At 48.1% G+C, this 10,371-nt stretch carries 8 protein-coding genes and 1 pseudogene; 7 read left to right on the top strand and 2 right to left on the bottom strand.

What is annotated here, in order from left to right; genetic code table 11:
* Positions 1–611: 611 nt before the first annotated feature.
* The 3 genes from ACFQ03_RS23775 (at position 612) to ACFQ03_RS23765 (ending at position 2,228) form a co-directional block, all read left to right on the top strand.
* Positions 612–794, top strand: a complete 183-nt coding sequence (locus ACFQ03_RS23775) for a DUF896 domain-containing protein (protein WP_186328214.1) — start codon at positions 612–614, stop codon at positions 792–794.
* Positions 795–818: 24 nt separating this feature from the next.
* Complete coding sequence (locus ACFQ03_RS23770; protein WP_144933503.1) at positions 819–1,361, top strand: hypothetical protein; 543 nt, start codon at positions 819–821, stop codon at positions 1,359–1,361.
* A gap of 72 nt (positions 1,362–1,433) precedes the next feature.
* Positions 1,434–2,228: an HAD family hydrolase gene (locus ACFQ03_RS23765; RefSeq protein ID WP_144933504.1), complete on the top strand. Its 795-nt coding sequence runs from the start codon at positions 1,434–1,436 to the stop codon at positions 2,226–2,228.
* Between the two features lie 71 nt (positions 2,229–2,299).
* Here ACFQ03_RS23765 and ACFQ03_RS23760 read toward each other — a convergent pair whose 3' ends face one another.
* Complete coding sequence (locus ACFQ03_RS23760; RefSeq protein WP_144933505.1) at positions 2,300–2,839, bottom strand: 1,2-dihydroxy-3-keto-5-methylthiopentene dioxygenase; 540 nt, start codon at positions 2,837–2,839, stop codon at positions 2,300–2,302.
* Between the two features lie 224 nt (positions 2,840–3,063).
* On the opposite strand from ACFQ03_RS23760, the gene metH reads away from it, so the two are divergent.
* Both metH and rnz read left to right on the top strand, forming a co-directional pair.
* A complete protein-coding gene (gene metH / locus ACFQ03_RS23755; RefSeq protein ID WP_379291399.1) occupies positions 3,064–6,507 on the top strand; it encodes a methionine synthase in 3,444 nt (1,147 codons plus the stop codon).
* Positions 6,508–6,855: 348 nt separating this feature from the next.
* A complete protein-coding gene (gene rnz / locus ACFQ03_RS23750) occupies positions 6,856–7,800 on the top strand; it encodes a ribonuclease Z (protein WP_144933507.1) in 945 nt (314 codons plus the stop codon).
* A gap of 154 nt (positions 7,801–7,954) precedes the next feature.
* Here the strand turns inward: rnz and tlp are convergent, their stop codons facing one another.
* Positions 7,955–8,182 (bottom strand): small acid-soluble spore protein Tlp, encoded by a 228-nt coding sequence (gene tlp / locus ACFQ03_RS23745; protein ID WP_144933515.1) that lies wholly within the window; start codon positions 8,180–8,182, stop codon positions 7,955–7,957.
* 390 nt (positions 8,183–8,572) lie between these two features.
* On the opposite strand from tlp, the gene murA reads away from it, so the two are divergent.
* Together murA and ACFQ03_RS23735 are read left to right on the top strand one after the other, a co-directional pair.
* Complete coding sequence (murA, locus tag ACFQ03_RS23740) at positions 8,573–9,877, top strand: UDP-N-acetylglucosamine 1-carboxyvinyltransferase (protein WP_144933508.1); 1,305 nt, start codon at positions 8,573–8,575, stop codon at positions 9,875–9,877.
* A gap of 310 nt (positions 9,878–10,187) precedes the next feature.
* A pseudogene (locus ACFQ03_RS23735) lies at positions 10,188–10,371 on the top strand (RNA-guided endonuclease InsQ/TnpB family protein); the annotation flags it as partial.

Below are 10,371 nucleotides of genomic sequence, written 5' to 3'. Positions count from 1 at the left end.
AAACGACTGATATTGACGCCGATTCGCTCGCTTCTTAATGCTGTAGAACTTTTGACTGTCCAGTATTAATGATATGAATATTTAATATTATTAATCGTGAGTGAAAGCACGCTTTACCCGGAAAGAAACGTCTTTTTTCCGCAAGTGCACTTGGGAGGAGCGAATGAGCTGAGCCCGTTTCCCCGGTTTGTCAGCGCACGCTCAGAAGCCTCAGACAGAAATTTCGAACGTACGTTCTATTCGTAAGAATGTATGGATTGCAGATAATTTCGGGCTGTTTCAAAGAAAAGAACTGTTTGATCAAGGCGGTTCTAGTATCTTTGAAACGGAACCGAACTTTGAGGGGCATCCGTTTATATATAGATCCTAAGGTGATTAAATGTCAGATTTGTACATTGTTAGACCGGGCCGCGATAGGGTCTGGTCATCTTGACATTTAACCGGTGGAATGGCAAAGTAGAAACAGTGTAAAAATGTCTGCAGCCCGGGATAAAAACAGAGCTGTAGCAGTAAAAGATCAACATTCGAATGGTGGAGTGAGCTGGTAATCGCCTATAGACTGGCGATCAGATATATGAATGGACAGATGCAGATAGGAGGCAAGGATAAAGATGACTATGGAGGAAACGATTCAGCGCATTAATGAGCTTGCTAGAAAAGCCAAAGCCGAAGGGCTGACGGATGCGGAAGAGATCGAGCGGAATCAGCTCCGCCGCAAATATATAGATGCTTTTAAAAAGTCTTTAAAAGTTCAGCTGGACAGCATAAAATATGTAGAAGACGAACAAAACTAGCGAATGCTTCAAGGGGGAACAGCCATGTCCCGCAAATGGGAGAGAATGGTGGAGAAAAATAGAAAACAGACAGATCGGCTCAGGCGCAAGCAGGGGAAACCATCCGTTCTTTACAGCCAATCCGCGACCTTTCGCAGATTTCTGGGAAGAAACTGGATGCTGCCGTTTTTCTTGATAGGTTTTTCCATCATGTTTACAATTCTATTCTATGACTATTATCAAGGAGACGCTTCATATTGGTTTATCGCCATCAGTTATTTCCTGCTGGGGCTGATGATCTTCTTTCTACGGCGTCCGATGCTGGGGATTGGCAAGACCGAATTAACCTCCCGGCGGTTTGGCGGGGACAAGACCGTTCCCGCGGAGGAAGTGAGTGAAATCACTTTTATGCCCGGTTATGTCATTATTCAGTTCAAGTCCAAAAGAATGAGATGGGTCTACTCCAAATTTATGCATCGTATGGATTTGAACGCGGTGAAAGAAGAATTGAAGCCATTCGCCCAGAAGAATGGAATTCGCTGGACGGATTCAACCCAGACGGAAGCTCAATCACAGCAAAAGCAGTAGCTTATTAGTGTTCAGTATGACTATATTGCCATATCTATATCAAGATGCCGATGGTTTGAAAGGAAGAGGGGCATGGCCATTAAAGCCGTTTTATTTGACTTGGATGATACGTTGCTTTGGGATGAACGCAGTGTTCAGGAAGCTTTCGAGGCAACCTGCAAGAGAGCGGCGGAAGTTTATCCGCAGTTGGAGCACAAGGAACTGGAACGATGCGTGCGCGAGGAAGCCCGTTCCTTGTATGAGTCTTATGAAACCTATCCGTTTACCAAAATGATAGGAATTAACCCTTTTGAAGGATTGTGGGGTAATTTTGCCGAAGGGCGACAGGAGGAGTTTCGCATGTTGAATGCGATCGCTCCCCGATATCGTAAAGATGCCTGGACCGCCGGGCTGAAGGCAGCCGGTGTGGATGATGAAGCATTGGGCGCCGAATTGGCCGAGCGATTTCCAGCGGAACGCCGTTCGAGATCCTATGTATATGAAGAAACCTTCGAAGTGTTGGCTTCTCTTCAACAACATTATTCCTTGCTGCTTCTTACGAACGGTTCGCCTGATTTACAACGGGAAAAACTTGACGGTGTGCCGGAGCTTGCCGCATACTTCGACCATATCGTCATCTCCGGCGACTTTGGGAAAGGCAAGCCCGATGCGGGTATTTTCCATCACGCCATGGATCTGCTGGGCATTGGGCCAAGCGAAGGTCTGATGGTCGGTGACAAGCTGACGACGGATATTCTCGGAGCCAACACGGTAGGAATGAAGTGTGCCTGGATCAATCGCCATGAACTGTCCAGAACCGACGATATTGTTCCCTGCTATGAGATTCGCAGCTTAAGGGAGCTTCAGGGAATTATCGATACGCTATAACAGGCTGAACAAAAATAAAACCACACTCTCTCATTGGAAAGTGTGGTTTGTTCTTTCAAGAAAGGAACGTCTTACTTCTTGAACTCGGGGTCCTCGAACGGATGAGCGATCCAGCCTTCGGTTTCAATAAACAGGCGTACGGCTACAATTTGCCGGTCTTCCATCAGGGTAAAGAAGTGAGGCTTCTCTTCCGGGACCGAAATAACGTCGCCCGCTGTCAGCTCTACGTCAAAATAACCGACATCCTCGCTGCCTTTAATAATGAAGATCCCGTTGCCCGCGGCAATGGCCCGGACTTCGTCCTCGGTATGGGTATGAACCTGCTCGAATTTCTTAAGCAATTCATCCAGATTCGGAGTAGCATCGGATAAAGCGATCACATCCCAGGTCAAATAACCGCGTCTGGAAGCCAAGTCCCGAATTTCCGAATCGAACACGTTCAAGATTTCCTTCTTCTCTTCGTCGCTCAATACGAATTTATTACGCAGGTTTTCCGGAAGCTTGCCCGCATCCCAATGCTCATAGAGAACACCTTGGTTTTCCAGAAATGCTTTGACCTTCTCTTCGCCGCTAATCCGTTCGCCGGTATTTCTTATTCTAATTTCTGCCATAGGAAAACCCTCCAATTAACCAATATAAATACTGCTGTATATTTTGTATTATAAATGAACAAGAAGTAGATGTCGATGATTTGCGAGAAATATTTCTTATAAAGCTGATATAATTACTTGGAATTAGCCTCTTTGCTAAAACCGAAAATTTTGGTACACTTAAAGTTAAAATATTCGTTAAATGATGACTGTCATCTTTTGGACGCTGGGGAGGAAGAGATCGATTGCAAAAACCTACTATTCAAGAGCAAATGGCTAAAAAAATTCTTATCCTGGACGGAGCCATGGGGACTATGATCCAGCAGGAGCCGTTAAGTGCAGAAGATTTCGGCGGGGAGGATTTGGACGGCTGCAATGAAATGCTTGTGTTGACCCGTCCGGATGTCATCTCCCGCATTCATGAAGCATATCTGGCGGCGGGCGCTGATATTATAGAGACGAACACTTTCGGAGCGACTAGTGTCGTGTTAGCGGAATATAATCTTCAAGACCGCGCGACTGAAATTAACAAAGCGGCAGCCAAGCTTGCCGTAGACGCAGCTAACAAATTTTCTACCCCTGAGTGGCCCCGTTATGTTGCGGGCGCTCTGGGACCTACGACCAAAACTTTATCGGTTACGGGCGGAGTTACCTTCGAAGAGCTGGCGGACAGCTATTATGAGCAGGCCCGGGCTTTGATCGAGGCGGGAGTCGATGCACTCTTGCTGGAAACTTCCCAGGATACGCTCAATGTCAAAGCGGGCAGCATCGGTATTCGCCGGGCGTTCGAGGAATTGGGAGTGAAGCTTCCGATTATGATCTCGGGCACGATAGAGCCGATGGGCACTACTTTGGCCGGACAGTCGATTGAATCGTTCTACGTATCGCTGGAGCATCTGAACCCGATCTCCGTCGGGCTTAACTGTGCAACCGGTCCGGAGTTCATGCGGGATCATATCCGTTCCTTATCGGATGTGGCCAAGACAGCCATCAGCTGTTACCCTAATGCCGGTCTGCCTGATGAGAATGGGCATTATCATGAATCTCCCGAATCGCTTGCCAGGAAAATGGCCGGATTTGCCGAGCAGGGCTGGCTAAATATCGCCGGGGGCTGCTGTGGAACGACACCGGATCATATCCGGGCCATGGCTGATCTGCTTAAAGAGTATTCACCCAGAACCGCTGCAGGCAATCACCCGCCGGCGGTATCGGGGATTGAAACGGTATATATCGAGGACAGCAACCGTCCGATCATGGTCGGTGAGAGAACCAACGTTATTGGCTCACGCAAGTTCAAGCGGCTGATCTTCGAAGGGAAATACGAGGAAGCATCGGAAATAGCCCGTCAGCAGGTGAAGAACGGAGCACATATCGTAGATATTAATCTCCAGGATACCGAACTGAACGAGCCGTTGGTGATGGCTGAATTTATGCAGCACGTCGTCAAGAAAATCAAGGTGCCGATCATGCTAGATTCGACGGATCACCACGTTATTGAAGTCGGTTTGAAGCATTGCCAGGGTAAAGCGCTGATTAACTCGATTAACCTCGAGGACGGATTGGAACGGTTCAATCATGTCGTACCGTTGATTCATCGTTACGGCGCGGCGGTTGTCGTCGGCCTGATCGATGAGAAAGGAATGGCGGTTTGGGCGGAGGATAAGCTGAGAGTGGCCAAGCGGTCCTATGATTTGCTGGTTAACGATTATCAGGTACGCCCGGAGGATATCATTTTTGACCCGAACGTCTTCCCGGTAGGGTCGGGTGATCCGCAATACATCGGTTCCGCCAAGGCAACGATCGACGGAATCCGGTTAATTAAAGAACAGCTGCCGGAATGTAAGACTATTCTCGGCATCAGTAACGTCAGCTTCGGGCTGCCTCCTGCCGGCCGTGAAGTGCTAAACTCCGTATATCTGTATCACTGTACCAAGGCCGGACTGGATTATGCGATTGTCAACACCGAGAAGCTGGAGCGGTACCCGTCTATCCCTGATGAGGAACGGCGTCTGGCGGAAAACCTGATCTTCGATACCAGTGATGAAACACTGGCGGAGTTCGTCGCTTTCTTCCGTGAGAAAAAGGTAGACAAGAAAGAAAAAGTGTCCAACCTTACGCTTGAGGAAAGATTGGCTTCCTATGTAGTGGAAGGGACGAAGGAAGGGCTCATTCCCGACCTGGAGGAAGCTCTGAACAAGTATTCACCGTTGGATATCATTAATGGTCCATTGATGGCCGGTATGGAGGAAGTCGGCCGGCTGTTTAACAATAACGAGCTCATAGTGGCGGAAGTGCTGCAGAGTGCTGAAGTCATGAAGGCGTCCGTCGCTTTCCTGGAACAGTTCATGGAGAAGAAGGAAACGGCAGTCAAAGGCAAAATATTGCTGGCGACGGTCAAAGGCGATGTACATGATATCGGGAAGAATTTGGTAGAAATTATTTTGTCCAATAACGGTTATCAAATTATCAACCTGGGGATTAAAGTCCCTCCGGAGCAGTTAATCGAGGCCTTCCAAAAAGAAAAACCGGATGCCATCGGTCTCTCCGGATTGCTCGTCAAATCGGCCCAGCAGATGGTTGTGACGGCACAGGATCTCAAAGCGGCCGGAATAGACGTTCCGATTCTGGTCGGAGGCGCCGCATTAACGCGGAAATTTACCAAGACGAGAATAGCTCCCGAATATGACGGCATGGTTCTGTACGCTAAGGACGCGATGGAGGGGCTCGATCTCGCCAATAAATTAAGCGATCCGGAGCAGAAGAAGCTGTTGATCGAGCAGCTAAGAGAAGCGAAGGAATCTGTCGTTCAGGAATCGGGCAAGAAGGATAAGGAGCTGCCTGCCCCGTCCAGGGCCAGAAGCGCCTCCATCAATCCGGATGCTCCCGTTTACATTCCGCCGGATTTGGATCGGCACATCTTGCGCGATTATCCGATTACCCATCTCCTTCCATATGTGAATCTCGAAATGCTGTTAGGCAAGCATCTCGGATTGCGCGGCGGGGTCGATAAGCTCTTGCAAAAAAATGACCCGAAGGCGCTTCAGCTTAAGGAAGTGGTGGATGGAATTTTCCACGAGATCAACACGCAAGGAATCCTTAAGGCACACGGAATGTACCGGTTTTTCCCGGCTCAATCGGATGGCAATGATATTATCATCTATGATCCGAAGGATCATTCCAAGATATTGAAAACCTTCAGCTTCCCTCGCCAAATAGTAGAACCGCATCTGTGTCTCTCCGACTTCTTGAAATCGGTGGATAGCGGAGTTATGGATTATGTTGGCTTCCTCGTTGTTACAGCAGGACATGGGGTAAGGGAGCTGTCGAATGAATGGAAGGACAAGGGAGATTACTTACGCTCACATGCACTGCAAGCCACTGCGCTTGAGGTAGCTGAGGCGTTCGCGGAGCGTATTCACCATATCATGCGGGATGTATGGGGATTCCCGGATTCTCCGGAAATGACTATGAAGCAGCGCCTGGGGGCAAGGTATCAGGGAATCCGTGTTTCGTTCGGATATCCGGCCTGCCCGAATCTGGAGGATCAGCAGCCGTTATTCGAACTGATGCAGCCGGAAGATATCGGTGTTCAGTTGACGGAAGGCTTCATGATGGATCCTGAGGCCTCGGTATCGGCCATGGTCTTTGCCCATCCCCAAGCCCAGTATTTTAACGTCGACAAGGTGTAATTGCCGGAAATCGTGCGGGAATGCTCCTTATGGATATCCTCTTAGTTTGGCATGATAGAGTAGAGTACGGGAAACCGCATGTTTCGAATGCTTGTCATAATTTTTGAAAATAGGGTGCGGATAGCCGAATCGTTCGCACCCTTTTCTTTATATACATAATATATAATGCTCCCTTCAGATGCAGAAAAGTTGATTACGATGGCATGTTTTAGCCTAAACTAAGTATGTTCACCGCAAAAAATATGACTGTAGTCATCATTATAAAAGAGCCGCTCAACCTTATTGAATATAAGCTAGAGGCAACACTGTGCCGCTGCTGTTATGACGGAAGATAGGAGGGAAGCCGATATGCGTATAGTTTTTCTCGGTACGGGAGCGGGAATGCCGTCCAGACGGAGGAATGTTAGTGCCATAGCATTAGACTTGACGGAAGAGAACGAGGGCATATGGTTGTTTGATTGCGGCGAAGGCACTCAACATCAATTATTGAAATCTCCGTTAAAAATGGGTAAAATAAATAGGCTGTTCATTACTCATTTACATGGAGACCATATTTATGGAATTCCCGGGCTGCTGACCAGCCGGGGTTATCAGGGTGGGGAGTCCCCTCTGGTTGTGTACGGACCGCCGGGAATAAAATCATATATATCTGCTGTATTAAATATAAGCGATGCCCGGCTCCCTTATGATTGTGAAATTGTTGAGATCGGAGAGGAAGGCGCGCTCTTTGCGGAAGGAGAATACAAAGTCTCCGTTCATAAATTAGAGCACCGGATTGATTCTTACGGCTTCCGGATTGAGGAGAAGGACCGGATCGGCAGCTTGGATGCGGATAAGCTGAGGAAATTAGGAGTTCCTCCGGGCCCTTTATACGGCTGTTTAAAAAAGGGGCAATCCGTGAGGCTTGACGATGGTACCGTTATTAACGGACAGGACTTTATCGGTCCCGGCCAGCGCGGCCGAACGATTGCTATTTTGGGGGATACCCGTTACTGTGCCGCTGCCAAGAAATTGGCCGCGAGGGCAGATTTATTAGTGCATGAAGCCACCTTTTCAGGGGAACTTGAAGACCTGGCCCATAAATATTATCACGCCACTTCCAGGCAGGCGGCGGAAATCGCCAGAGATTCGGGAGTGCGCACTCTCGTCTTAACCCATATCAGTCAGAGATATCAGGATGATGCCGAGCAGCTGGAAGCCGAAGCGCGGGAAATTTTTAGACGGACCTATTTGGCGGAGGATTTGTGGAGTATTGAAATTCCTAGACTCAGCCATTCCGGTGAGGAAGTGTAGCACAGATTTTAGAAAATGGGGTTTGCTTGGCAGGAATCTGCCTGTCAGGCGGGGAATTATAAAGGGACAGCCGGCAAGGAAACGCTGTTTCCGGGCCATCCCGGAACAGCATGTTTGCGCGTAACCGGCCTGCTCCCGATGCTTTGAAGCAGAATCACGCTTTTCCCTGATCTTCCGCTTCGTCCTTGATTTCTTCACGGAAGGCGTCAATGCTTTCGCGGCGGTTCTCATTTTTTTGCTCAATGTTGTTTAGTTCCCGGGACGAGATTTCACCGGCGAATTCATTTACGTATTCTTCAGCTTCTTCCAAGTTTTCAATTGTGTTTTGCACGTTTCTCTGCAGCTTTTTGACATTATCGGAACGATCATCCGGTTTGGCCATCATAAATAACCTCCGAAAAAAAATTTTTTGGGGAAATCTCCCTGAAATTTAAAGTTCCTCACGAAGGTTATAATTATACGCCTTTGGATGATTCGATTTTTTTGGTTTTGCTCACCTGAAATTAGGATAACCTATAGATAGCAAGTTGATTTTATTTTTGTTTTGTCCATAATAATAGAGAGCCTTACAGTTGAATGAATAACAGATACATGGAAGATAAAGTTGGCTCTGCAGTGTATAGAAAACTGCAATTTGTCCGAAAATTTCAACCATACAGAAATTTAAGCTAAGTAAAACCGGGCTATTCCAATTTGGGATGGTTCCTGAATGGAAGTAGAAGTTCTATAATGATCTGACTTCTAAAGATGAACGAGAGAAGGGGGAATCCGGATGAGATGGATTGAGGTGGAGCCTTCCGGACCGCTATCAGGAAGTGTTAAGATTCCGGGATCGAAGAATAGTTCCTTGGCGCTGCTTGCTGCCGCTTGCATGGCTGAAGGACCGGTAATCCTGCAAGGAATTCCTAACATATTGGACATCCGTGTAATTGAAGGAATTGCGCAGGAAATTGGTATCTCCATTCACAGGACCGAAACAGGAGAGGTTGTTGTCGACTCTTCCGGTCTTCAATCAACGGATTTAAGCCTGGAGAAAACATCCGCTTTTCGTTCCTCCTATTATTTTGTAGGGGCTTTATTGGCGAGAACGGGAAAAGTTAAAATAGGGTACCCCGGCGGGGACAACTTCGTATCAAGGCCTATTGATCAGCATCATAAAGTAATGAGTGCTCTGGGGGCCAAGGTTCACCTGTATGATTCCTATTACGTGGTGGAAGCGGATAAGCTGACCGGCAATACGATTTTCTTCGATACGATTACCTGCGGAGCCACTATCAACGCGCTGCTGGCCGCTGTTCTGGCGGAAGGGACTACCATGCTGCATAACGCCGCCCGGGATCCGGAAGTGGTAGATACGGCAAACCTGCTTAACCAGATGGGGGCGAAGATAAGGGGCGCCGGTACGGACACCATTCGCATTGAAGGGGTTAAACGGTTAAATGGCTGTACTTATGCGGTTATTCCAGACCGTTTGCTTGCCGGTGCTTTCCTGATGGCAGCAGGGATGACCAAAGGGGTTGTGACGGTGGATGACGTCATTCCTGAACATTTGGCTTCTTGCCTAGCTAAATTGAAAGAGATCGGACTGATTATCGAAACGAAGGAAAAGTCCATTACCGCATATGGAGATGTTCGGTTAAGACCGACCCGGATTCGGACCGGAATGTATCCGTCCTTCGCGACAGACCTGCAGCAGCCGCTGACAGCGTTGTTGCTTCTAGCCACGGGCAGAAGCATCATAACGGATAAAATTTTTCCGGAAAGGTTCAATCATGTGCCTCAGTTAAGAAGAATGGGGGCGCACATTGAACTGAAGAAGGGCAGCGCCTTTATTCAGGGCGGGGCTCCTCTGCAGGGCAATTTCGTTCATGCCAGCGATGTAAGGGCAGGGACGTCTCTCATCATGGCCGGACTAGTTGCGGAAGGGAAAACAACGATCGCCGGAGTGGAGCATATTGAGCGCGGGAACGAAGATATGATCGGCCTATTCCAACGTTTGGGAGCGCGAATATCCCTTCACGAAGGAGGAGCGCTTCGTTCGGCTGACGGGGCTAACGAGCAGGCGTTCGGTGTGTAATCCAAATCTGGACATGTTATGAAAATATGTAATCATGTCGAGTTACATAGTATTTGTTGCGGGCATGCCTCATCTACCTTCTAATGTATGATGAATGCAATGCCCGCTTTGAGCTGTTTAACAACTTGCGTCAGAAGTCTCCTTCCTCAGCGAAGCAGGTGGGAGATGAATGACGCCTTTCCCGAAAATTTTCGCTGGGAAGAGCATGTGTTTGTTCTAATCACTTTGATGCAAAAAACTTCCCCAAAAGGAACGTATGTATGGTATACTGAAGATATAGAACAAACGTTCCGGAAAGGGAGGTGCTTCCATGATTCGAGCTCAATTTGTACGTTTCCATGCCTCGAAACGAGATGTCGAACGACTATATGCCTGTAATCGCGAATCTGCCCAGGTGTGGAATATGTGCTTAGAGCTCGCAAAGAACCACTATTCGGAGCATCGGAAATGGATTTCGCAGTCAGAGCTTCAGAAGCAAACCAAACGCCAATTCC

The organism is Paenibacillus residui, assembly GCF_042677205.1.
GTDB classification, from domain to species: domain Bacteria; phylum Bacillota; class Bacilli; order Paenibacillales; family NBRC-103111; genus Paenibacillus_L; species Paenibacillus_L residui.
This window is presented reverse-complemented; position numbering and strand designations above follow the sequence as displayed.

Coding starts and splice junctions, on each gene's coding strand:
- murA (WP_144933508.1), top strand. CDS start 8,573: ATGAGATGGATTGAGGTGGAGCCTTCCGGACCGCTATCAGGAAGTGTT.
- rnz (WP_144933507.1), top strand. CDS start 6,856: ATGCGTATAGTTTTTCTCGGTACGGGAGCGGGAATGCCGTCCAGACGG.
- ACFQ03_RS23765 (WP_144933504.1), top strand. CDS start 1,434: ATGGCCATTAAAGCCGTTTTATTTGACTTGGATGATACGTTGCTTTGG.
- ACFQ03_RS23760 (WP_144933505.1), bottom strand. CDS start 2,839: ATGGCAGAAATTAGAATAAGAAATACCGGCGAACGGATTAGCGGCGAA.
- ACFQ03_RS23770 (WP_144933503.1), top strand. CDS start 819: ATGTCCCGCAAATGGGAGAGAATGGTGGAGAAAAATAGAAAACAGACA.
- tlp (WP_144933515.1), bottom strand. CDS start 8,182: ATGGCCAAACCGGATGATCGTTCCGATAATGTCAAAAAGCTGCAGAGA.
- ACFQ03_RS23775 (WP_186328214.1), top strand. CDS start 612: ATGACTATGGAGGAAACGATTCAGCGCATTAATGAGCTTGCTAGAAAA.